Genomic DNA, 23,385 nt, shown 5'->3' with positions numbered 1-23,385 from the left:
GACCTTACCAACCCTGCCAATACAGGTTCAATTTTATTTTCCGATGGTACAGGTGGTATAGCGGAAAACAATGATCAATTGTTTTGGAATAATACCACACTTAAGTTAGGGGTAGGAGCCCCTAATCCAGATTCTAAACTAGATGTAAACGGTCAAATTAGAGCAAGTACTATTGCAAATGGTGACGGAGCTGCTAGTCTACCGGCTTATCGCTTTCAAGACGATTTAAATTCTGGAATGTGGTTACCGGCTGAATCTGAATTGGCATTTTCGACAAATAGTTTAGAAAGATTAAGAATAATTGATGATGGTAATGTTGGCATAGGCTTAACTATTCCTACTGCTAAACTTCACGTAAACGGAGACATAAGAGCGGAAGGAGAAATTTTCGCCACAGCAATTAACATAGTACCAGACTACGTTTTCCAAAAATACTTCTTGGGCAATTCCATTTTAAACCCTAGTTATACGTTTAAAACATTAGCTGAAATAGAAGCTTTTGTAAAAGAGAACAATCACTTACCCGGCATTCAATCTGCACAAGCAGTGAAAGAACAAGGGTTTTGGAATGTGAGCGAATCCTCTAGAGTAAACCTCGAAAAAATAGAAGAATTATTCCTTCACACTATTGAACAAGAAAAGAAAATTAAAGAGCTCCAAAAAGCCAATACTAGCATGAGTTCAGAAATAGAGGCTTTAAAAACCCAAATGGAAGAGATCAAAACCATGTTATTAGAAAAGCAGAACGACTAATGAAAAACATAGCCTTCTTATTTTTCTTTTTATGCACGGCAATTGTTTCTGCACAATCTGCCCTATATAATAATGGCAATTTGCGCATTCATAACGGTGGCAGTATTGGTTTCCATACCAATTTCATTAATGAATCTCCCCTGGACAACAACCTTGGGCTGGCTGGTTTTTATGGTTCAGAACGCATTACTGTTTCTGGGACGGTAACACCACAGTTCTATGACATGGAGCTCGCATTGGAAAATGATATGCAGTTAGATTTAGGTGTGGACAATATTAGTAATACCAATTTTATTTTTGGTAACATTCTTACTAACCTATCACAACCTAATATTTTCTATAATTTTGTAGATAATTCTTTTTACAACGGTGAAAATGACTTTAGCAAAATTGAAGGCTATGCGGCTATCACCAATCAGCAAGAATTTGGCTTTCCTATTGGGGACAACGAGTATTTAAGACCTCTAATTCTAATATCTGAAAGTGTTAACCTTTTCGCTAAAAGTGCTTACTTCTATGAAGATGCCAACAATCCTGTTTCCTTGGCAAACACCTATAATACCGCTACCAAGGCTTTTGATGTCGAATTGGTTAGTACAGCCGAATTTTGGCAATTAGAAGGCACGGTACCTTCAACGGTTTCTTTAAGCTGGAACCTACGTAGTAATCTATCTAGACTTACAAATGATGTTTCTTTGATCATACCTGTGGGATGGAGCAAGGCACAACAGCAATGGGTAAATTTATCTAGAAGTGCCCCTGTTGGCACAATTACCGAAGGCTTCATAACCACAAGATCAATACTGCCAGATGAATTCGATATTATTACCTTTGGCACATCAAAAGAACCGTATGAACCTCTTGCAAAAGATGTCCTTTTTATTGATAACTTCTTTGTATCGGTAAACGGCGATGGGGTTAACGACACCTTCTATATTGAGGAGCTAGAGGAATTCAACAGTAATTTTGTTCAAATTTATGATCGTTATGGACTCAAAGTATTTGAAAAAACGAATTATACCAATGAGTTTGTAGGTTTTTCCAATTTGGACAATGTACCTTTTGGTGCAGAAGAGGGTTTACCTACTGGTGTATATTTTTACACTATCCACATTCCAGATGAGGATTTAAATTACCAAGGCTTCTTGTATTTAACACGATAAAATATATAGTAAAAGAACAGGAGACAATCTTTATTTTAATGCGATTTTTCCTACTTTTTGTTATTTTAAAATAACCGCTACACCCCACAACCATTAGATAAAGTGCAGATTACTAGGTTTAAATGAAACACTTGTTTACATTCCCAACATATTTGCCTAAGTACACAACATATTCTATTTTTCTTACAAAACCCCCTTTATTTTTACAGATGTTAACATATTCCCCACATTGTAAATGTCTTCAAAAATTAAATTTCTATTATTCTTCTCATTTATTTCTTTCTGTGTTACGGCACAAGTAAAAATAGGTCAGAACCCTAACACTATTCATTCAGCTTCTATTGTAGAATTAGAGAGTACGGACAAAGCTTTTGTACTTACAAGACTTTCCACCGCACAAATGCAGGCTATTACCCCTTTGAACGGTGCAGTAGTGTACAATACCGATACCCAATGTGTTCATTACTTCAACGGAACGGTATGGACAAACCTTTGTGACGGCATTAATACCAACGATTTTTCTTTTACAGATAATGGTGATGGCACCATAACCCTAGATGATGGCAACGGTAATACGATCACTTTTAACGGAGCGGCACAAACCATATCTACACTTATTGATAATGGCGACGGTACATACACGTACACTAATGAAAACGGAATAGAAACCGTTATTTCAATAGCTGTAACCGACAACCAAAATTTACAAACCGATAATACCCCAGGTAATATCAGTATTGATAATGGCAATGCCCTTACCATCAATGTGGATGATGCAGATGCAGACGCCCAAAATGAAATACAGACCTTGGATTATACATCTGGCGTACTTACTTTATCTAACGACCCCAATGCAACTGTAGTAGATTTATCGGCATTTGATCAAAATGCTGCCGATGATTTCTCCGGGAGCTTTAATGATTTAAAAGACCTACCTGTAAATTTAGATACAGATGCAACCGATGATTTCAATACAGCCATCACTTTTGACGGAACAAATTTAACGGTATCGGATGCCGGTGGCGATGTAAGTACGGACATCAGCGGATTGGCATATGACGACACGGCATTAAGAGCGGATGTGGACCAAAATACTGCGGACATCGATGCTTTAGAAGCCGAGCAGACCACTCAGAATAATTCCATTGCTACGAATGCTACGGACATTGATAATCTGGAAGCGGAACAGACAACACAGAATACCAATATCGCTACAAACGCAACAGATATTGACAATCTGGAAGCTGAGCAAACAACGCAAAACAATTCTATTGCTGCGAATGCAACCGATATCTCCACTAACGCTGCAGCCATTGCTGCACATAACACTGCCGATGGAGATTTGAGCGATTCCAACGAATACAATACAGGCATCAGCTTCGACGGAACGGACCTTACCGTGACCGACCTTGGTGGTGACCAAACCGTGGACATCAGCGGATTGGCATATGACGACACGGCATTAAGAGCCGATGTGGACCAAAATACTGCCGATATAGATGCGCTGGAAGCAGAACAGACTACGCAGAATACCAATATTGCAACAAACGCTACTGACATCGATAATCTGGAAGCAGAACAGACTACTCAGAACAATTCCATAGCAACCAATGCAACAGATATCTCCACTAACACAGCAGCCATTGCTGCCCACAATACTGCCGATGGAGATTTGAGCGACAGTAACGAATATAACACAGGTATCAGCTTCGACGGAACCGACCTTACCGTAACCGATGGTGGTGGCGACCAAACCGTGGACATCAGTGGACTAGCTTACGACGATACGACATTAAGAGTGGATGTGGACCAAAATACTGCCGATATAGATGCATTGGAAACCGAGCAGACCACTCAGAATAATTCCATCGCTTCGAATGCAACTGATATTGATAACTTAGAAGCAGAACAGACTACGCAGAACAATTCCATTGCTACGAATGCAACCGATATCTCCACTAACACAGCAGCCATTGCTGCACATAACACTGCCGATGGAGATTTGAGCGATTCCAACGAATATAACACCGGCATCAGCTTCGACGGAACGGACCTTACCGTGACCGACCTTGGAGGCGACCAAACCGTGGACATCAGTGGATTGGCTTACGACGACACGGTATTAAGAGCCGATGTGGACCAAAATACTGCCGATATAGATGCATTGGAAACCGAGCAGACCACTCAGAATAATTCCATCGCTACGAATGCAACTGACATTGATAATCTAGAAGCGGAACAGACTACTCAAAATAATTCCATTGCTACGAATGCAACCGATATCTCCACTAACACAGCAGCCATTGCTGCCCACAATACTGCTGATGGAGATTTGAGCGATTCCAACGAATACAATACGGGCATCAGTTTCGACGGAACCGACCTTACCGTAACCGATCTTGGTGGCGACCAAACCGTGGACATCAGTGGACTAGCTTACGACGATACGACATTAAGAGCGGATGTGGACCAAAATACTGCGGACATCGATGCTTTGGAAACTGAACAAACCACACAGAATAATTCCATCGCTACGAATGCAACCGATATCACCACTAATACTGCAGCTATTGCAGCACATAACAGTGCCGATGGAGACTTGAGCGATTCCAACGAATTCAATACGGGTATCAGTTTCGACGGAACGGACCTTACCGTGACCGACCTTGGTGGTGACCAAACCGTGGACATCAGCGGATTGGCTTATGACGACACGGCATTAAGAGCCGATGTGGACCAAAATACTGCCGATATAGATGCTTTAGAAGCGGAACAGACAACACAGAACACCAATATCGCGACCAACGCAACTGACATTGATAATCTAGAAGCGGAACAGACAACTCAGAACAATTCCATTGCTACTAATGCAACAGATATCTCCACTAACACAGCAGCCATTGCTGCACATAACACTGCCGATGGAGATTTGAGCGATTCCAACGAATTCAATACGGGTATCAGCTTTGACGGAACGGACCTTACCGTGACCGACCTTGGTGGTGACCAGACCGTGGACATCAGCGGATTGGCGTATGACGACACGGCATTAAGAGCCGATGTGGACCAAAATACTGCCGATATCGATGCATTGGAAACCGAGCAGACCACTCAGAATAATTCCATTGCTACGAATGCAACTGATATTGATAACCTAGAAGCGGAACAGACAACACAGAATAACAATATCGCTACTAACGCTGCAGCCATTGCTGCCCACAATACTGCCGATGGAGATTTGAGCGATTCCAACGAATTCAATACGGGTATCAGCTTTGACGGAACGGACCTTACCGTGACCGACCTTGGTGGCGACCAAACCGTGGACATCAGCGGATTGGCGTATGACGACTCGGCATTAAGAGCGGATGTGGACCAAAATACTGCCGATATAGATGCATTGGAAGCGGAACAGACAACACAGAATAATGCGATAGCAACAAACGCTACTGACATTGATAATCTGGAAGCGGAACAGACTACTCAGAACAATTCCATTGCTACGAATGCTACGGACATCGATGCATTGGAAGCGGAACAGACTACGCAGAATAATGCGATAGCAACAAACGCTACTGACATTGATAATCTTGAAGCGGAACAGACAACACAGAACAATTCCATTGCAACAAATACCTCGGATATCTCCACTAATACTGCAGCCATTGCAGCGCACAACACTGCCGATGGTGATTTGAGCGATTCCAACGAATATAACACAGGCATCAGCTTCGACGGAACGGACCTTACCGTGACCGACCTTGGTGGTGACCAAACCGTGAACATCAGCGGATTGGCGTATGACGACACGGCATTAAGAGCGGATGTGGACCAAAACACTGCAGATATAGATGCTTTGGAAGCAGAGCAAACAACACAGAATAACAATATTGCTACGAATGCTACGGACATCGATGCTTTGGAAGCGGAGCAAACAACGCAGAATAATTCAATTTCATCAAATTCAGCCGCTATTGCCGCACATAACACTGCAGATGGAGATTTGAGCGATTCCAACGAATATAATACAGGCATCAGATTCGACGGCACGGACCTTACCGTAACCGATGGCGGTGGTGACCAAACCGTGGACATCAGCGGATTGGCTTACGACGACACGGCATTAAGAGCCGATGTGGATCAAAACACTGCAGATATAGATGCTTTGGAAGCAGAGCAGACCACTCAAAATACCAATATTACTACGAATGCTTCGGATATAGATGCGTTGGAAGCGGAGCAAACAACACAGAACAATTCCATTGCCACTAATGCCTCGGATATCTCCACTAACGCTGCAGCCATTGCTGCCCACAACAGCGACGATGGAGATTTGAGCGATTCAAACGAATACAATACGGGCATCAGCTTCGACGGAACGGACCTTACCGTGACCGACCTTGGTGGTGACCAAACCGTGGACATCAGCGGATTGGCGTATGACGACACGGCATTAAGAGCCGATGTGGACCAAAATACTGCCGATATAGATGCTTTAGAAGCGGAACAGACTACGCAGAATAATGCGATAGCAACCAATGCTACAGATATTGACAACCTAGAAGCGAAACAGACTACTCAGAATAACAATATCGCTACGAATGCTACGGACATCGATACTTTGGAAGCAGAGCAAACTACTCAGAATAATTCAATTTCATCAAATTCAGCCGCTATTGCCGCGCATAACACTGCAGACGAGGACTTAAGTGCCACCAATGAAACCAACACTAGTTTTTCTACTGTTGATGTTGCCGGTACCAACTACTTAAGAATATCTGATTCTAATGGAGATTTAGACGTTCCTTTATCCGATTTATCTCATACCGGTACTACGGGATCTGTTTTTTTTGCTGGAGCAGATGGTACTCCAACCGAAAATAACGGTCAATTATTCTGGAATTCCAGCAGTAATAGTTTGGGCGTAGGAACTTCAAACCCAACAAACAAGCTTCATGTTTCAGGAGCAATTCGTTCTCAAGGAATTTTAAATTCTAATGGAACAGAAAATGAACCGGCATACCGATTTAATGATGATACGAATACTGGTATGTTTAGACCTGCAGCTGACGAAATTGCCTTTACTGTTGGTGGTATAGAAGCCATGAAAATCGAAGAAACCAGTAGTGACACATCAGTAATCATAAATGAAACTTTAGAATTGGAAGGTGCTATACTAGATGAAAATGATTCCCCTGGTACCGCTGGTCAAGTATTAACTTCAACAGCTACCGGTACTGAATGGGTAAATTCTATGAGTCCAATTAAAGCCATTGGAAAAATAAGTGCTGCTGGTGGGGTCACCAAAGCAACAGCTGGAGTTACCGTAACTAGAATCAGTGTTGGTTATTACAGAGTTACACTACCTACGGGTGCGGTATCTGATGCAGATTATATCATTCAATTAACACAACCTGGAAGAGGTGGTGCTGGTAACGACGACCCTGGTATTTCCTACTCTAACCAAACCGCAACTAGTTTTGAGGTAATCATAGGTGATAATGACAACGGTGGCACAGACCGTTCAAGATTTGATTCTGAATTTATGTTCACTGTTTTAGATTTATAAAAATGAGATTAAAAAATTACATCCTATATTCTATCATCTTTCTAACCGGTGTCATTTCCAATGCCCAATTGGAAAGTGGATTATTACTTGGGTTAACCAATGCCACAACGACTGATATAAACGCAACTACAGACGCCGCAAAAGGATCATTGGTCTTTAATACGGATACTAATCAAGTATATGTTTTTGATGGCACTTCTTGGAATCAAATGGGGCAGAAAACTACCTATACCGGCACTTTTAGAATATCCGGATCCGGTACACTATCGGTTAGCGGAATTCCTTTTCAACCAACTTCAGTATCGTTTGTTGCTTATGCCAACGTAGAGGATTTTAATCTTGACAGCGATAACGGTACCAGAAACAATGAAACAGGCCTACCTAACGCTTATGGTAGCATGAAAGGATTTGCTAGGGATGATAACGGCTCCATTACCGAGCAAGTAATCTTTAATGGAGGTAGCGGAAATTCTATTAACGATATTTCTAGATATGCTTCAGATTCACATAGTATCGGTGTAAGATACGCCAACCAAAATGGTGATAAATTAGGCTTGACCTCAGCGACGGTTACCGCATTCACCTCTACCGGTTTTACATTGAATACAGATAATTATGCCGATGGGGTTGTTGTAATTTATGAAGCACATAGATAAGTTTATGAGAAATACCTACACATTAATACATACCATATGCATTGTTCTCTGTACCATATACAGCTACGGTCAAGATGCCGTACATAATTATGGTAATATCCAAATTCATGATGACGGACTTGTAGGTTTTCACATGGATGTAATAAATAACGGAGCTTTTAACCAAAACAAAGGTCTAGTGGGTTTTTATGCCCTGGATAAAGCTTTGACCATATCTGGCGGATCAAATCCTATTTTCTATGATTTTGAAATTGCCGTAGATAATGATCTCTATGTTGATAATACCGTAGGTGTTTTAAACAATGCCAATTTCATTACAGGTGATGTTGTGACCAATAGGGCAGCATCAGATGTCAATATTAATTTTTTAAACGATTCATTTTATATAGGCGAAGGCAATACCACAAAGGTAGATGGCTATGCGGCTATGAGTAATAAAACCGACTTCACCTTCCCCATTGGTCAGTTCGATAAGTTACGACCATTGACCATATCCTCAGAAAGTTCAAACGATTATACTAAAGCTGCCTATTATTTTGAAGACCCTAATACTCCTAGTATTGTAGGTACTACTTTTGATACCAGTTTGACCGAAAATCAATTTTTATCGGTTAGCGAATATGAATTCTGGCATTTAGAAGGTAGTATTCCATCAAAAGTAACCTTAACATGGGATCAAGATAGCAATGCCAGCCTTTATGGTGATTTTATTACAGACCTAAAAGTGGTAGGTTGGAGCATTATAGACAAAGTATGGGTCAATTTGGGCAATACCAATGTAGAGGGAGATTTTAATAGCGGTTCTATTACCTCCGAAGACTTTATACCAAGTGATTACGAAATCATAACCATTGGTGGTAATTCCGATCTTCTGGAAACTGTTGAGAACATATCTTTAGACAATTATTATATGACGCCAAATGGTGATGGCATCAATGATTTTCTTGTCATAGAAGGTATAGAAGGCTCACCAAATAATACCCTACAAATCTTTAACAGGTACGGTAGAATGGTATATTCAATGAAGAATTATAACAACGAATTCAATGGAATATCCAATGTCAACGGTGTCATTGCAAAGAATATAGGTTTACCATCGGGTATTTATTTTTATATAGTTACCCTAAATGATATAAACCTCAGACATCAAGGGTATTTATACCTTACCACAAGGGAAGACAACTAATCTTACATCTTTTAAGATCAAGATTTACTATTTTTACTTTATTATGGAATGAATTGACCACTTTCACTAGTTTTTTTCTTTTGATAAAGTTTGGCAAATATTTTGCTCCATTAACCTCAATATTCAGATATGCAAAGAAGAATGTTTATTAATAAAAGTAGTTCGGCAGCCTTGGCTCTTGCCTTATCACCCACATTATTTATTCAAGAAGAAAAGGAATATGGTATTCTAGAACTTATGGGTAAAGAAGATATTGAACTTTTTGGTAAGGATATCAATCTACGCAAAGAAGCACACGATGCTTTTATTGAAATGAAAAAGGCCGCATATAAAGATGGTATTGATTTAAAAATTGTATCAAGCTATAGAAGCTACGATAGACAAGAGGCAATTTTTGAGCGTAAGTTTCTAAAATATACAGATGATGATGGCATGAACCCTACCGATGCTATTGATAAAATCATTGAATATTCTACTATACCCGGTACAAGTAGACATCATTGGGGTACTGATATAGATGTTGTGGACGGTTACAGAAAAGTAGATGGCGATGTATTGGTACCACATAAGTACGAAGGTGACGGACCTTATGTTGATTTTAAAAAATGGATGGATGAAAACTCTGAAACTTATGGTTTTTATTTAGTTTACACCAATGAACCTAAAAGAAGAGGTTTTAAGTATGAACCATGGCACTATAGTTATGCTCCATTATCAATACCTATGCTTGAGCAATTTAGAAGCAAGAATGTTGCCTCAATTATAATTAGAGAAGACTATTATGGTGCAGAGCATTTCACAATGAACTTTTTAAAGTCTTACATTCAAAATAATATTTTAGATATCAATAGGAAGCTATTATAAGCATTTTGTACATTAGAGCCTGTACTATAACACATTACCATGAGAAGAGGAAGTTGGAAAATTAGAATATTCATTGGTTTGGCCATTGTCGCCTTCGCTTTTATACAGAAATGCAGCAATATAGAAGAGAACCCTTATACAGGCCGATCACAGCATATTACAATGACCCCTGATCAAGAAATTGCCATAGGATTACAAAGTGCCCCAGAAATGGCACAACAACATGGCGGACTCTACCCTGACCAACGTTTACAGTCTTTTGTATCATCGGTAGGCAACAAATTAGTTCAAAATAGTATCGCTAGGGAAACGCCATATGAATATGACTTTCACTTATTGGCAGATGACCAGACCATTAATGCTTTTGCATTGCCAGGCGGACAATGTTTTATTACCTACGCTTTATTCTCACAATTGAACGAAGCTCAACTGGCCGGTGTACTAGGTCATGAAATAGGTCATGTAATAGGTAGACATTCCGCTGAAAGAATAGCTGATAGCCAAACATGGCAAACAGCAACCATGGGTGCAACCGTTGGTGCTGGAGACATGGGAAGTATTGTTGGCAGCATAGGTCAAAGTACTTTATTAAAAAATGGGAGGGGCGATGAATTGGAAAGTGATGAACTTGGCGTTCTTTTTATGATTCAATCTGGATATGACCCTTATGAAATGATCACGGTTATGGAAATTTTAAAAGCAGCGGGCGGACCCAACCGTACTCCTGAATTTCAAAGTACCCACCCTGATCCAGAAAATAGAATAGAAAAAATAAAAGAAGCTATAGCAAAGTATAAAAATCAAGGTTAATCCGATTTTTTTTACACTTCATCTAGTGCTCGCTATACGCTACCAATATTTTTGTAACTTTGGGTAAGTCCCAAGCTTATTTTACCATTTATCTATTGCCTTTATAGCTATGATTTAATCATAGAAGAACACTATAATGGGAACAATTACACATTTCAAAAACTTGTACGTGCAGGCATTTGAAAACTGTAAACCAGAAATATTGGTTACATTTTTAAAAGTCTACTCGGTGTTTTGCGCCCTAATGATATTTATGGCAATGTATGCCTTCGTTGTTAGAGCCGTAAACGGATTTGATTTTTAACGCGTTTTACTCTTTTACCTGAACACTATTTGGAGTAGAATTTTGTATTAATTAAAAAAAGGCCCATTGAAATTTCAATGGGCCTTTTCAAATTTAAGTATCTAATTTTTAAGAATCTTGCTTTATAACCTCCAATACATCTTTAGCATTAGATTGCTTGGCATAGTCTTTAGCAGTGTAGCCTTGATCACTCTTAATGTTTAAATTTGCGCCGTTCAACAATAAAACTTTTAATACCTCTGCCTTATTGTAACGTGCAGCATACATCGCCGGTGTTAGTCCTAAAGATTTTTCGTTAAGCTCCGCCCCCGTTGCTATTAAACTTCTAACCTTATCTACATCGCCCTTAATTACCGCCTTACATAATGAACTAATTTCATCATTTACGGTAATAGATTCAATAGTATATGTATTAGAATTTTCAATACCGTTTACATTGGCATTAGCTATCGAGAACACCCCTATACAGAATAAAAATGCAATTACTTTTTTCATAATATTTATATTTTATTTAGTGTTAAAATTATCAATATTATAAATTTACATATAAACAATTAAGATATTCTTAAATTTAAGAATTAAATAATATATATTTAACACTTACACCGTATCAAATTGACATTCTTGTTCTTTAAGCTTTTTCAATTACAACAATAATTGAAATAATTAACTGCCAGCTGAAATTTCAATAAGTTCAAGAGCATCGGTTGCATTTGATAATTCCGCATAACGTTTCGCGGTATAGCCTTGGTTACTTTTTAGATTTAGATCCGCACCATTATCAATGAGAATTTCTAAAACATCCACCTTATTATAACGGGCAGCAAACATGGCCGGTGTCATACCTAGAGATTTTTGATTTACATCTTCACCAAGGTCAATTAAGCGCTTAACCGTTTCTAAATCTCCCTTAATTACCGCTTTACAAAATGAACTGATGTTTACCCTTTTTACAAGTGTTGTGTTAGAATCTGTAGCGTTGCTAGTTTTGTCTGCAGCCAAAATTGTTGACCCCATGGTAAGTGCTACCATGGATAATGTTAGAATTACTTTTTTCATGATGATTGATTTTAATTGATGAAGTACAATAGCGTACTTTTAAAAGACGCTTGTCTACATAAATTGTTTCAGCCTTTAACATTGTTATAACTAAACTTTAACAAACAAATCTTAACACAGACTACAAATTTGTTGTGTTACTCCAGCTTTACAAAAAAGGTAGGTAATGTAGTAGCTTAACTTAATAGATCATAGTATTTTTGTAGCCTTAAAACCTAATAAAGATGAACAAAAAAGTAATCTTAATGATATTAGATGGCTGGGGCAAATCTCCAGATCCAGAAGTATCTGCAGTAGATAAAGCCAATACTCCTTTTATAGATAGTTTATATACCAAATATGCTAATTCCAATTTGTTGACAGACGGAATGAATGTTGGTTTGCCAGAAGGTCAAATGGGAAATAGCGAAGTAGGCCATATGAACTTAGGTGCCGGTAGAATAGTTTATCAAGATCTTGCCAAAATAAATAAGGCGGTCAACGAAAACACCTTAAGTTCAGAACCGGTCTTAAAAAGTGCTTTTGACTACGCGAAGAAAAACAACAAAGATGTTCATTTTTTAGGCTTGTTAAGCGATGGTGGTGTACACAGCCATACAAACCATATTAAGGGTTTAATAGCTGCTGGAAAAGAATCTGGTGTAAACAAAATGTATTTACATGCATTTACCGATGGTAGAGACGTTGACCCAAAAAGTGGAAAAGGCTTTCTAGAAGACATTGTAGCATACGGTTCTGATAAAAACACAAAATTGGCAACGGTTATTGGTAGATATTACGCCATGGACCGCGACAAAAGATGGGAACGCGTTAAAGAAGCTTACGATGTAATTGTAAATGCCGAAGGTGAAAAATCTACCGATATCGGTAAAACAATCCAAAAAAGCTATGATGCCGATATTACTGATGAGTTTATTAAACCTATCGTAATGACCAATACGGACGGTACTCCTATTGCTTCTGTAAAGGAAGGCGATGTGGTTATCTTCTTTAACTTTAGAACTGACCGTGGTAGAGAATTGACCCAAGTGCTAAGTCAAGTAGATATGCATGAACAGAATATGCACAAACTTGATCTTTACTATGTTACCCTTACCAATTATGATGAATCTTACAACAATGTTCATGTTGTTTACAATAAGGACAATATTGTAGAAACGCTAGGTGAGGTTTTATCCAATGCAGGTAAAAAACAAATAAGAATTGCCGAAACCGAAAAGTATCCACACGTTACTTTCTTTTTCAATGGCGGTAGAGAAGTTCCTTTTGAAGGAGAATCGCGTATATTATGTCCGTCACCAAAAGTGGCTACATACGATCTGCAACCAGAAATGAGTGCTTTTGAGATTAGGGATAAAATCATCCCTGAGATCATAAAAGGAGATGTAGATTTTATTTGCTTGAACTTTGCGAACCCAGATATGGTTGGTCATACCGGTGACATGAATGCCGCGATCAAGGCATGCGAAACTGTTGACGAATGCGCAAAAGACGTTATTACCGCAGCTATAGAAAAAGATTTCTCCGTAATCGTAATTGCTGACCACGGTAACTGTGAGACCATGATCAACGAAGATGGCTCACCTAACACGGCACATACCACCAACCCTGTACCATTAATTTTGGTGGACAAAGATATTCATCAAATCAAAGATGGTGTACTAGGTGATATTGCACCAACGATATTAAAATTAATGGGCGTTGAACAATCAAAATTTATGACCCAAAATTCTTTGGTATAATTACATAACCAACCCATTAGCACATCATGAGCACGATTAAAATAAAAACAGCTGAAGAGATTGAATTAATGCGAGAAAGCGCCTTGATCGTTTCCAAGACCTTGGGAATGATCGCTGCAGAAGTTAAACCGGGAGTTACGACTCTTCAGTTAGATGCTATGGCAGAAACTTTTATTCGCGATCATGGTGCAGTACCTGGCTTTTTAGGTTTATATGATTTTCCAAACTCGTTATGCATGAGCCCTAATGCACAAGTGGTACATGGTATTCCAAATAATACACCATTGAAAGAAGGTGATATCATCTCAATAGATTGCGGTGCTTTAAAAAACGAATTCTACGGTGATCATGCATACACATTTGAAGTAGGCGAAGTTAGCCCAGAGGTAAAAAAACTCCTTGAGGTCACTAAAAAATCACTCTACGTTGGCATACGTGAATTTAAAGTAGGTAACCGAGTTGGTGATGTAGGTTATGCTATTCAAAAATTTACGGAAGACCATGGCTACGGGGTGGTACGTGAATTGGTTGGTCATGGTTTGGGAAGAACCATGCACGAAGGTCCTGAAATGCCAAATTATGGTAGACGCGGAAGAGGTAAAAAATTTCTTGAGGGTATGACGGTAGCTATAGAGCCTATGACCAATATGGGTACTAAGAATATTAAACAACTAAAAGACGGATGGACGATACTTACCGCAGATGGTCAACCTAGCGCCCATTTTGAGCATGATGTAGCTATTGTAAATGGAAAACCAGAGTTATTATCGACTTTTAAATACATTTATGAAGCCTTGGGTATTGAAAGTGATGAAGAAGATGAATTTACTTCTTCCATCGTAAAAAGCTAGTCAACAAGCATGAAAAAAATTTTTAAATTTTTTCTCAACCTTGTTCCTAGACCGGTATTAATTTCACTTAGCTTTTTGGTGAAACCATTTTTTAAGGCTTATTACCGGGGCAACACCTATGAAGATCCAATTGATGGCAACACCTTTAGAAGTTTTCTACCATATGGCTATGAAAATCCGCGGGAAAATGTACTATCCCCCTCTACCCTATCTTTGGAAAGACATAGATTGCTATGGATGTTTCTGAAAAAGGAAACGGACTTTTTTACAGCCCGTTTACACGTATTACATTTTGCACCAGAACAAGCTTTCTATAAAAGATTTAGAAAATTAAAGAACCTTAATTACGTAACTACAGACCTAAATTCTCCCTTAGCGGACGTTAAAGCAGATATATGCAACTTGCCTTTTGAAGACAACAAGTTCGATGTGATTTTATGCAATCATGTATTAGAACACATACCAGATGACACCAAAGCGATGTCTGAATTATATAGAATTTTAAAACCAGGCGGTTGGGGCATTTTTCAAATACCACAAGACTTAAATAGGGAAAACACCTTTGAAGACGATTCTATAACGGACAAAGTAGAACGTGCAAAGATTTTTGGTCAATATGACCATGTTCGAATTTATGGTAGAGACTATTTCAATAAATTGAGAACTATTGGTTTCACGGTCGAAGAAATAGATTTCACAAAACTTTTGAGCCAAGAAGAAATAGATAGATACCGACTAGCTCCTGGTGAAATCATTCCATTAGTAAGGAAATAATTATTCCACTACTAACGATTTAAATCCTTGTGTCATATATTCCTGAGTATCACCATTCTCATCTATATATACGATATAAGCCTCTAAACTTTTATTCTCACTGATTACCTTAAACGCCTCATCTAGGTCCATTGCCATGAAAGCGGTAGCATAACCGTCTGCCGTAGCACAATTATCCGCTAAAATGGTTACGCCCAGTGTATTGGATAATTGCGTGTAACCGGTTTTAGGATTTACTGTATGAACATATTTTTTACCAGTTGCCCCATCTACCCTGTATTTACGGTAATTTCCTGACGAAGCCAATGCCTTGTCGTTTAAATTGATTAAAATTCTGGTAGCCCTGCTTATATCCATTTCAGGGTCATCAATACCTACTACCCAAGATTTATTCTTAAGCACGTTTTTACCTTTCGCTACAAGTTCACCACCCACTTCTATTAAGTAGTTTTGAATTCCCTTAGCATTTAACATGGCAGCCAACCTATCTATAGCATAACCTTTGGCAATTGAATTAAAATCTAAATAGATGCGACTATCGGTCTTTATAATTTGATTATTCTGATTTAAAGAAACCTTGTCAAGACCAACATAATTTAAAAGACTATCCACTTTTAAACTATCCATAGTTATTTTTTGCTCAGGTCCAAAACCCCAAGCATTCACCAATGTACCAACAGTAGGATCAAAGAAGCCATTTGTTTCCTTATGAATGGTTTGTGACAGCTGTAAAACCTCCTTGAACATAGCATCTACAACCACAGTGCTATCACCATTATTGACCCTTGATATATCCGACTCTGGAATATAGGTAGATAACGATTGGTTAATGACCGCAAATACCGAATCAATTTCTGGTTGTAAGTCAGATTTATTCTCCGTAAAGGATATAATACTATATGAAGTACCTAAGGCTCCACCAACATTATCATTACGTACAAAATTATCACTGCCGAATTTACACGACTGAAAACCAACAGCCAGCAAACCAATTATTAAAAAGTACTTTTTCATATTTCTACCAAACCATCATAATCAACAATATACTCCTCATCTAAATACACCGGTAAATTATGGTCAGCTGCATTCACCAACCCCACACCTGCATAAAATGTAGTTGCCTCAAACTTAAGGGCGTGTTCTTTCATTTTCTTTAAATCGGACATAAAAAAATCTAAATCCTTGGGATCACCTGGATATTCAATTGCCTTAACCACAATAAAACGCATCTTCTTATCCTTGGTACAAACAAATTGCGGATTCTTACGCAATTCACTATTGACCGCTAAAAACTCAAACCCTGCTTCCTCTAACTGCTTCCCAACAATATTCATTGCCAAATTGTGAAGCTCCTGTTCTGTTAATACGTGCATATCTAAATAAAATTATAAAAAAAACCGATACATTACATACCGGTTAATTTATTCTATTTCAACAACTTATATGTTATCCTCCAAAGTCATCAAAACGTATATGTTCATCTGGAATTCCGAAATCTTCACCCATTTTCTGAACAGCTTTGTTCATTAATGGTGGTCCACAGAAATAAAGTTCAATATCTTCTGGAGACTCATGAAGACTTAGGTAGTTATCAATTACACAATTGTGTATGAAACCTACGAAACCATCACCAGGTGCATCTATATTCTCTTTTACTTTCCAATTATCTTCTTCTAATGGTTCTGATAATGCCAAGTAGAATTTGAAATTTGGAAACTCTTCTTCCAACTTATAGAAATGATCCAAGTAGAAAAGTTCTCTTTTAGATCGTCCACCGTACCAGTAAGTTACTTTTCTATCAGTCTTTAAAGTTTTAAATAAGTGATATAAGTGAGAACGCATTGGCGCCATACCTGCACCACCACCTACGTACAACATTTCTGAATCTGATTCATTGATGAAGAATTCACCGTAAGGACCTGAAATTGTACAATCATCACCAGGCTTCAAGTTAAAGATATAAGATGACGCAACACCAGGATTAACATCCATCCATCCGTTTTTAGCTCGATCCCATGGCGGAGTAGCAATACGTACGTTCAACATAATTTCTCTACCCTCAGCTGGGAAAGAAGCCATTGAATAAGCTCTCTCAACCGTTTCCGGATTCTTCATCACCAAAGGCCAAAGGTTGAACTTATCCCACTCAGCTTGGAACTTATCTGGAGTTTCATGCTCTTCTGGGTGAGCAGTAATATCTATATCAGCATACTTAACCTCACACTCAGGAATCTCAATTTGAATATAACCACCAGCTTTATAGCCCATATCTTCTGGAATCTCAACTACAAATTCCTTAATAAAAGAAGCAACGTTATAATTACGAACTACTTTCGCAGGCCATTTCTTAATACCGAACACCTCTTCTGGGATGGTAATTTCCATGTCTTGCTTTACCTTAACCTGACAGGCCAAACGTGCACCATGGTTTAATTCTTTCTTAGAAAAGTGAGGAGTTTCAGTAGGTAAGGCCTCACCCCCACCAGAAAGAACGTGACATTCACATTGAATACATGTTCCACCACCACCACAGGCAGATGGTAAAAATACTTTTTGGTTACCTAAGGTAGATAATAATGACCCACCTGATGCAACTTCAATTTTCTTCTCTCCATTTATAGTAATGGTCACAGGACCTGATGGAGAAAGTTTTTGTTTGGTAAACAGAAGCAATGCCACTAACACCATCAACAGTATTAGAAATGCGACAACAGTTATTAGTATTGTTCCGCCAGTACTTGCAGCTAAAATCATAATTATTTGTTTACGTCGTTATAAGAAATCACTTTTTCGTCAATTTCTTCGTTCTTATCTACTACTACCTCTTCTTCAATTGGTGCAACCACTTCTGGCTGAGTTACTTGATTTACTTGTTCCGTTGCCTCTTCAGCATCATCACCGCCACCGGTCAACATACCACCGAAACTTTGAAAACCAATTCCCATTAAACCAGTAATGATAAATGTAATACCTAAACCTCTTAAAGGTGCAGGAACATTACTATATCTAATTTTCTCACGAATGGCAGCAATTGCCAAAATAGCCAAGAACCATCCAATTCCAGAACTCACTCCGTAATTAAATGCCAAACCAAAAGTTTCTATCTCTCTTGCCTGCATGAATAACGATCCACCCAAAATTGCACAGTTTACAGCAATCAACGGTAAAAATATACCCAATGAGTTATATAAGGAAGGTGAGAATTTCTCAACTACAATCTCCACCAATTGCACCATTGTTGCAATGGTTGCGATAAATAAGATAAACGATAAAAAGCTAAGATTGTAATCCGCATACTCAGGTCCCAACCAAACCAAGGCACCATCCTGTAGTAAATACTTATCCAATAACCAGTTCATTGGTACGGTAACCGCCAATACGAATATTACAGCAGCACCTAAACCAACAGCAGTAGCAACTTTTTTTGATACCGCCAAATAAGAACACATCCCCAAGAACACGGCAAATACCATGTTATCTATAAAGATGGACTTAAAAAATAATTCTACATGTTCTAACATAATTTCTACTTAAATGTCGTTTAATTTTCTTCTACAAGCGCAGGGTTTCTTGAACGTTGTACCCAAATGATAATACCAACAACTATTAACGCTGCCGGTGGTATAATCATAAAACCATTATTCTCATAACCTGTAGCGTACAATCCTGTTTTTTCAATTGGATCACCTAAAACCGGAATACCGAACAACGTTCCCGAACCTAAAAGTTCTCTAAAGAACCCTACGATGATTAGAATAACACCGTAACCTAAAGAGTTACCAATACCATCTAAAAATGAACGCCAAGGACCGTTTGCCAATGCAAATGCCTCAAAACGTCCCATAATAATACAATTGGTAATAATAAGCCCTACGAAAACCGCTAAGGTTTTACTTAACTCGTATGCAAATGCCTTTAGCACTTGATCCACTATAATTACCAAAGTAGCAACTACAATAAGTTGAACAATAATTCTAATTTTTGAAGGTATAATGTTTCTCATCAAGGAGATTACAACATTACCCGCACCCAATACGAACATTACAGAAATTGCCATCACCAAAGATGCTTTTAGTTCCGCCGTAATTGCCAATGCTGAACAGATACCTAACACCTGAATGGTAATAGGGTTGTTATCCGCTAACGGATCTGTAATAAGATTTGTATCTTTTTTTGATAGTAGTGCCATATTACTTTGCTCTAATTGTTTCTAAATAAGGTTTATATAATTTAACAGTTTCGCTGATCATAGCAGAAACACCGTTACCGGTAATAGTAGCGCCCGCCAAGGCATCTACTTCATTATCATCTTTTGTTTTATTCAATGGATCATTATTACCCTTTGCTACGGATATACCAGCGTATTGAGTTCCATTAAGTATGGTCTCACCTTTAAAATCGTCCATGAAATAACGCATTTTAATGTTGGCACCTAAACCTGGCGTTTCACCTTTATGATCAAAATAAACACCCTGAACCGTCATAGTATCATCTAAAGCGATAAAGCCCCAAATGGCATCCCAAAGCCCTTTACCGTACATAGGAATGATGTAGAATTTCTTCCCGTCTTTCTCACCGATAAAAACTGGCAACTTATAAGGTTCTCCCTTTTTAATGTTCGCCAATTGCTTTTTTAAATCAATTAAATAAGCTTCATTGTCCTCAGTGATTTTATCACCTTGAATTACCAATTGCTCCTTGATATAATTAGCAAACTCGTCTTCAACCACATCTGTTGGAATAAAGTTAACGCTACCGGCATCATCACCATTTTCGTTAACACCCATTGCATACAGAATGTTCTGTTGTTTTTCAAAACGCTCATTCTCTTTGATATTTGGTCGCAATGCCGATGCCAAGAATGCAAGTATTGAACCAACTACCACAACCATAACAGCAGCAAAAACTACTGTATAAACGTTACTATCTGTTTTATTAGCCATAATTAAACTGTTTCAGCTTTAAGTTCTTCTGCCTTACCATCTGAATCTTTTGGATAGATAGTAGCATCTTTTAATCTTTTCATTCTATTCTTGATATTGCCCCTAACCACATAATGATCAATTGTAGGTGCAAATACGTTCATTAATAGGATAGCTAAGAACACACCTTCTGGGTATGCTGGGTTGAATACACGGATCATTACAGAAATAAACCCGATAAAGAACCCATAGTACCATTTACCCTTATTTGTCTGAGAACCAGTTACAGGATCAGTTGCCATGTAAACAATACCAAAGGCAAGACCACCCACAATTAAATGTTTCCAGAAATCAAAACTCATTAAACCGTAGAACTTACTAGATTCCGCAACCCAACCAAATTCAACAACTTGATTGAATATTAAGCCCATAACCAATGAACCGATTACAGCACTTAGCATTATTCTCCAGCTAGCGATTTTTGTGAATATCAAAAACAAACCTCCTAGCAAAATCAGGAAAGCAGATGTTTCACCAACAGAACCTGGAATAAATCCGAAGAACATATCCGAAACAGAATAGGACATCTCCGCACCTTTGTTTTGCGCTAAAAATCCTAATATGGTCTCCCCAGAGTAAGCATCTACATTTGTAGCACCTGCCAGAATCTCTTCTGAACGCTCTCTAGCGCCGTAAACCCAAACTTTATCACCACTCATCCAAGTTGGATAAGCGAAGAATAAAAATGCTCTAATTGTTAAGGCAGGATTAAGAATATTCATTCCTGTTCCACCAAAAACCTCTTTACCGATCACAACACCGAAAACTACGGCTACCGCCAACATCCAAAGCGGTGTATCTACAGGAACAATTAATGGCACCAACATACCGGTAACCAAATAACCTTCTTCTACCTCATGACCTTTGATAACAGCAAAAATGAATTCCACTATTAGACCTACAGCATAAGAAACCACAACTAATGGCAAAACCTTAATAATACCGATCCAAAAATTATCCCAAGTAAGGAAATCGTTCATCAACGAAAATTCCTCAGGAAAACCATTGATAGCAGAATAATATTGATAACCCGCATTGAACATTGAAAATATCAACACCGGTACCAGCGCCATAATTACCGTGTTCATGGTACGCTTTAAATCATCTACCGCCTTAACATGTGTACCACCTGCATGGGTAGTCTCATCTGGCGAAAACAAAAAAGTATGAATGGCATTAAAGGCAGGAGCCATTTTCTTACCCTGATACTTCAGTTTAAGTTCGTGTAATTTGCTTTTTAAACTCATTTCTTATCCTATTTCTTTTTGCAATAAATCTAACCCCTCACGAATAATTTTCTGGTGCGGTTGTTTAGAAATACATATAAACTCAGTTAACGAAAAATCTTCAGGAGCCACTTCGTACAAACCTAATTGCTCCATTTCATCCAAATCTTTCACCATACATGCTTTTAAAAGCTGCATTGGAAAAATATCCATTGGAAATACTTTTTCATATTGCCCCGTTACCACGAAAGCCCTATGTTCCCCGTTGGTATTGGTATTTAAATCATATTTCTTGTTAGGCTGCATCCAAGAGAACGTCAAAGCCCTAGTTGCTGAAACTTTATCAAAAACCGGCTTGTTCCATCCAAAAAACTCATAATCATCCCCTTCCGGAATAACCGATACCGTATTATTATAGTATCCCAAAAAGCCATCTGGTTTACTTTTAGAACCTGTAAGCACATCTCCATTGATTACCCTAAAGTTTTCTTCATTTACACCACTTGCATAAAGAAATGTAGAGATTTCAGAGCCTATCTTTGTTGAATAATATTTTGGTGCTTTCACAGAAGACCCAACAAGGGCTACAACACGCTCCGGATTGTATATTCCCGTAAGCAAGTATTCACCTATAATAATAAGATCTTGTGGAGATACGGTCCAAACCAACTCTCCTTTATTGATAGGATCAACTTTATTGATCTGAGTACCCACCAACCCTGCAGGATGGGGACCAGATACATTATGCAATTCAACACCCTTCATAGATGATAGTGGTGAAGCACTTGAACCTACCGAAACATGAACTTTACCTGGCGTTAACTTACCAAGTGCAGTTATGGCAGTTTGCAATTCTTTCTCCTTACCCTGTAACACATAATTCAAATCTGCCTGTAACGGAGCACTTGAATAACCGGAAATAAAAATAGCCTTAGGCGTAGTATCCGGATTTGCGATTACATCATAAGGTCTTTGTTTGATAAATGGCCAGCAGCCACTTTTCAACAACGTTGCTTTCAGCTCTTCTTTAGATGTATTTTCAACATCTATAGCAGCACCTGAAAGTACCTCTTGTGTTTTATCTGCCAATATCTTTAAGGTCAAAATACGTCTTCTATCCCCTCTTTCAATTTCGATGAGCTCACCACTTACCGGCGAAACAAAAACCATACTCTCTATGTTTTTGTTATAGAACAAAGGCTCGCCCGCTTTTACTTCGGCACCTTGTTTTACCATCATCTTAGGAATAATTCCGTGAAAATCACTTAACTGTATTGCGTAAACATTACTTAAAACAGCTTTTGAAGTAGTCTGTTCTGCGGCGCCCACCAGATTAATGTTGAGCCCTTTCTTAATTCGAATGTCTTTTGACATGTGCGTGTAGACCTTTAGGTTATCAAAATTTGAGCAAATTTAAGTACAAAAAGTTCGTTTTCATAATTATTG

General features: G+C 38.4%; 20 protein-coding genes and 1 pseudogene. 11 read left to right on the top strand and 10 right to left on the bottom strand.

The genetic code is table 11. The features are described 5' to 3' along the window. The 8 genes and pseudogenes from I600_RS19355 to I600_RS19435 all read left to right on the top strand — a co-directional run. Positions 1–753: pseudogene (locus I600_RS19355) on the top strand (hypothetical protein); the annotation flags it as partial. Then, on the top strand, positions 753–1,916 hold the full coding sequence (locus I600_RS18595; RefSeq protein ID WP_058106074.1) for a gliding motility-associated C-terminal domain-containing protein: 1,164 nt from the start codon (positions 753–755) through the stop codon (positions 1,914–1,916). The pseudogene I600_RS19355 and the gene I600_RS18595, both read left to right, overlap by 1 nt. Positions 1,917–2,151: 235 nt before the next feature. Continuing rightward, on the top strand, positions 2,152–7,485 hold the full coding sequence (locus I600_RS18590; RefSeq protein ID WP_058106073.1) for a beta strand repeat-containing protein: 5,334 nt from the start codon (positions 2,152–2,154) through the stop codon (positions 7,483–7,485). A gap of 2 nt (positions 7,486–7,487) precedes the next feature. Next, a complete protein-coding gene (locus I600_RS18585) occupies positions 7,488–8,141 on the top strand; it encodes a hypothetical protein (RefSeq protein WP_058106072.1) in 654 nt (217 codons plus the stop codon). Between the two features lie 4 nt (positions 8,142–8,145). Then, positions 8,146–9,327, top strand: coding sequence for a gliding motility-associated C-terminal domain-containing protein (locus I600_RS18580; protein ID WP_058106078.1), 1,182 nt, complete (start codon positions 8,146–8,148; stop codon positions 9,325–9,327). 129 nt (positions 9,328–9,456) lie between these two features. Beyond that, complete coding sequence (locus I600_RS18575) at positions 9,457–10,191, top strand: M15 family metallopeptidase (protein WP_058106071.1); 735 nt, start codon at positions 9,457–9,459, stop codon at positions 10,189–10,191. A gap of 39 nt (positions 10,192–10,230) precedes the next feature. Beyond that, positions 10,231–11,001 (top strand): M48 family metalloprotease, encoded by a 771-nt coding sequence (locus I600_RS18570; RefSeq protein ID WP_058106070.1) that lies wholly within the window; start codon positions 10,231–10,233, stop codon positions 10,999–11,001. 136 nt (positions 11,002–11,137) lie between these two features. Continuing rightward, positions 11,138–11,305 (top strand): DUF6747 family protein, encoded by a 168-nt coding sequence (locus tag I600_RS19435; protein ID WP_172822512.1) that lies wholly within the window; start codon positions 11,138–11,140, stop codon positions 11,303–11,305. 108 nt (positions 11,306–11,413) lie between these two features. Here the strand turns inward: I600_RS19435 and I600_RS18565 are convergent, their stop codons facing one another. Then, entirely contained in the window at positions 11,414–11,800 is a 387-nt protein-coding gene (locus I600_RS18565) for an ankyrin repeat domain-containing protein (protein ID WP_058106069.1), read from the bottom strand. A gap of 171 nt (positions 11,801–11,971) precedes the next feature. Further along, a complete protein-coding gene (locus tag I600_RS18560) occupies positions 11,972–12,364 on the bottom strand; it encodes an ankyrin repeat domain-containing protein (RefSeq protein ID WP_058106068.1) in 393 nt (130 codons plus the stop codon). A gap of 224 nt (positions 12,365–12,588) precedes the next feature. On the opposite strand from I600_RS18560, the gene gpmI reads away from it, so the two are divergent. From gpmI to I600_RS18545, 3 genes are read left to right on the top strand one after another with little or no spacing between them, the layout of a single operon-like run. After that, the gene (gene gpmI / locus I600_RS18555) at positions 12,589–14,106 is read left to right on the top strand and encodes a 2,3-bisphosphoglycerate-independent phosphoglycerate mutase (RefSeq protein WP_058106067.1); all 1,518 of its coding nucleotides are present in this window, start codon (positions 12,589–12,591) and stop codon (positions 14,104–14,106) included. Positions 14,107–14,132: 26 nt separating this feature from the next. Further along, positions 14,133–14,957 carry a type I methionyl aminopeptidase gene (gene map, locus I600_RS18550; protein ID WP_058106066.1) on the top strand — a complete coding sequence of 275 codons (825 nt, stop codon included), beginning with the start codon at positions 14,133–14,135 and terminating at the stop codon, positions 14,955–14,957. A 9-nt stretch (positions 14,958–14,966) separates the two neighbouring features. Beyond that, positions 14,967–15,731 (top strand): class I SAM-dependent methyltransferase, encoded by a 765-nt coding sequence (locus tag I600_RS18545; RefSeq protein ID WP_058106065.1) that lies wholly within the window; start codon positions 14,967–14,969, stop codon positions 15,729–15,731. On the opposite strand, the gene I600_RS18540 is transcribed toward I600_RS18545, so the two are convergent. From I600_RS18540 to I600_RS18505, 8 genes are all read right to left on the bottom strand, one after another. After that, the gene (locus tag I600_RS18540; RefSeq protein WP_058106064.1) at positions 15,732–16,745 is read right to left on the bottom strand and encodes an FAD:protein FMN transferase; all 1,014 of its coding nucleotides are present in this window, start codon (positions 16,743–16,745) and stop codon (positions 15,732–15,734) included. It lies immediately after the preceding gene. Further along, entirely contained in the window at positions 16,742–17,104 is a 363-nt protein-coding gene (locus I600_RS18535; RefSeq protein WP_058106063.1) for a hypothetical protein, read from the bottom strand. The genes I600_RS18540 and I600_RS18535 overlap by 4 nt, the downstream gene beginning before the upstream one ends. A 73-nt stretch (positions 17,105–17,177) precedes the next feature. Continuing rightward, positions 17,178–18,485: an NADH:ubiquinone reductase (Na(+)-transporting) subunit F gene (nqrF, locus tag I600_RS18530; protein WP_058106062.1), complete on the bottom strand. Its 1,308-nt coding sequence runs from the start codon at positions 18,483–18,485 to the stop codon at positions 17,178–17,180. 2 nt (positions 18,486–18,487) lie between these two features. Then, positions 18,488–19,252 carry an NADH:ubiquinone reductase (Na(+)-transporting) subunit E gene (nqrE, locus tag I600_RS18525; RefSeq protein ID WP_058106061.1) on the bottom strand — a complete coding sequence of 255 codons (765 nt, stop codon included), beginning with the start codon at positions 19,250–19,252 and terminating at the stop codon, positions 18,488–18,490. A gap of 20 nt (positions 19,253–19,272) precedes the next feature. Beyond that, positions 19,273–19,920 (bottom strand): NADH:ubiquinone reductase (Na(+)-transporting) subunit D, encoded by a 648-nt coding sequence (locus tag I600_RS18520; protein WP_036156129.1) that lies wholly within the window; start codon positions 19,918–19,920, stop codon positions 19,273–19,275. Between the two features lies 1 nt (position 19,921). Beyond that, the gene (locus I600_RS18515) at positions 19,922–20,674 is read right to left on the bottom strand and encodes a Na(+)-translocating NADH-quinone reductase subunit C (RefSeq protein ID WP_058106060.1); all 753 of its coding nucleotides are present in this window, start codon (positions 20,672–20,674) and stop codon (positions 19,922–19,924) included. Between the two features lie 2 nt (positions 20,675–20,676). Continuing rightward, positions 20,677–21,960 carry an NADH:ubiquinone reductase (Na(+)-transporting) subunit B gene (locus I600_RS18510; RefSeq protein WP_058106059.1) on the bottom strand — a complete coding sequence of 428 codons (1,284 nt, stop codon included), beginning with the start codon at positions 21,958–21,960 and terminating at the stop codon, positions 20,677–20,679. A 3-nt stretch (positions 21,961–21,963) separates the two neighbouring features. Continuing rightward, complete coding sequence (locus I600_RS18505) at positions 21,964–23,313, bottom strand: Na(+)-translocating NADH-quinone reductase subunit A (RefSeq protein ID WP_058106058.1); 1,350 nt, start codon at positions 23,311–23,313, stop codon at positions 21,964–21,966. Positions 23,314–23,385 lie beyond the last annotated feature (72 nt).

The organism is Maribacter dokdonensis DSW-8 (assembly GCF_001447995.1).
Lineage (GTDB): Bacteria > Bacteroidota > Bacteroidia > Flavobacteriales > Flavobacteriaceae > Maribacter > Maribacter dokdonensis.
This window is presented reverse-complemented; position numbering and strand designations above follow the sequence as displayed.

Coding starts and splice junctions, on each gene's coding strand:
- I600_RS18510 (WP_058106059.1), bottom strand. CDS start 21,960: ATGAGTTTAAAAAGCAAATTACACGAACTTAAACTGAAGTATCAGGGT.
- I600_RS18585 (WP_058106072.1), top strand. CDS start 7,488: ATGAGATTAAAAAATTACATCCTATATTCTATCATCTTTCTAACCGGT.
- nqrF (WP_058106062.1), bottom strand. CDS start 18,485: ATGATTTTAGCTGCAAGTACTGGCGGAACAATACTAATAACTGTTGTC.
- gpmI (WP_058106067.1), top strand. CDS start 12,589: ATGAACAAAAAAGTAATCTTAATGATATTAGATGGCTGGGGCAAATCT.
- nqrE (WP_058106061.1), bottom strand. CDS start 19,252: ATGTTAGAACATGTAGAATTATTTTTTAAGTCCATCTTTATAGATAAC.
- I600_RS19435 (WP_172822512.1), top strand. CDS start 11,138: ATGGGAACAATTACACATTTCAAAAACTTGTACGTGCAGGCATTTGAA.
- I600_RS18505 (WP_058106058.1), bottom strand. CDS start 23,313: ATGTCAAAAGACATTCGAATTAAGAAAGGGCTCAACATTAATCTGGTG.
- I600_RS18595 (WP_058106074.1), top strand. CDS start 753: ATGAAAAACATAGCCTTCTTATTTTTCTTTTTATGCACGGCAATTGTT.
- I600_RS18580 (WP_058106078.1), top strand. CDS start 8,146: ATGAGAAATACCTACACATTAATACATACCATATGCATTGTTCTCTGT.
- I600_RS18590 (WP_058106073.1), top strand. CDS start 2,152: ATGTCTTCAAAAATTAAATTTCTATTATTCTTCTCATTTATTTCTTTC.
- I600_RS18575 (WP_058106071.1), top strand. CDS start 9,457: ATGCAAAGAAGAATGTTTATTAATAAAAGTAGTTCGGCAGCCTTGGCT.
- I600_RS18540 (WP_058106064.1), bottom strand. CDS start 16,745: ATGAAAAAGTACTTTTTAATAATTGGTTTGCTGGCTGTTGGTTTTCAG.
- I600_RS18535 (WP_058106063.1), bottom strand. CDS start 17,104: ATGCACGTATTAACAGAACAGGAGCTTCACAATTTGGCAATGAATATT.
- I600_RS18565 (WP_058106069.1), bottom strand. CDS start 11,800: ATGAAAAAAGTAATTGCATTTTTATTCTGTATAGGGGTGTTCTCGATA.
- I600_RS18515 (WP_058106060.1), bottom strand. CDS start 20,674: ATGGCTAATAAAACAGATAGTAACGTTTATACAGTAGTTTTTGCTGCT.
- map (WP_058106066.1), top strand. CDS start 14,133: ATGAGCACGATTAAAATAAAAACAGCTGAAGAGATTGAATTAATGCGA.
- I600_RS18560 (WP_058106068.1), bottom strand. CDS start 12,364: ATGAAAAAAGTAATTCTAACATTATCCATGGTAGCACTTACCATGGGG.
- I600_RS18545 (WP_058106065.1), top strand. CDS start 14,967: ATGAAAAAAATTTTTAAATTTTTTCTCAACCTTGTTCCTAGACCGGTA.
- I600_RS18570 (WP_058106070.1), top strand. CDS start 10,231: ATGAGAAGAGGAAGTTGGAAAATTAGAATATTCATTGGTTTGGCCATT.
- I600_RS18520 (WP_036156129.1), bottom strand. CDS start 19,920: ATGGCACTACTATCAAAAAAAGATACAAATCTTATTACAGATCCGTTA.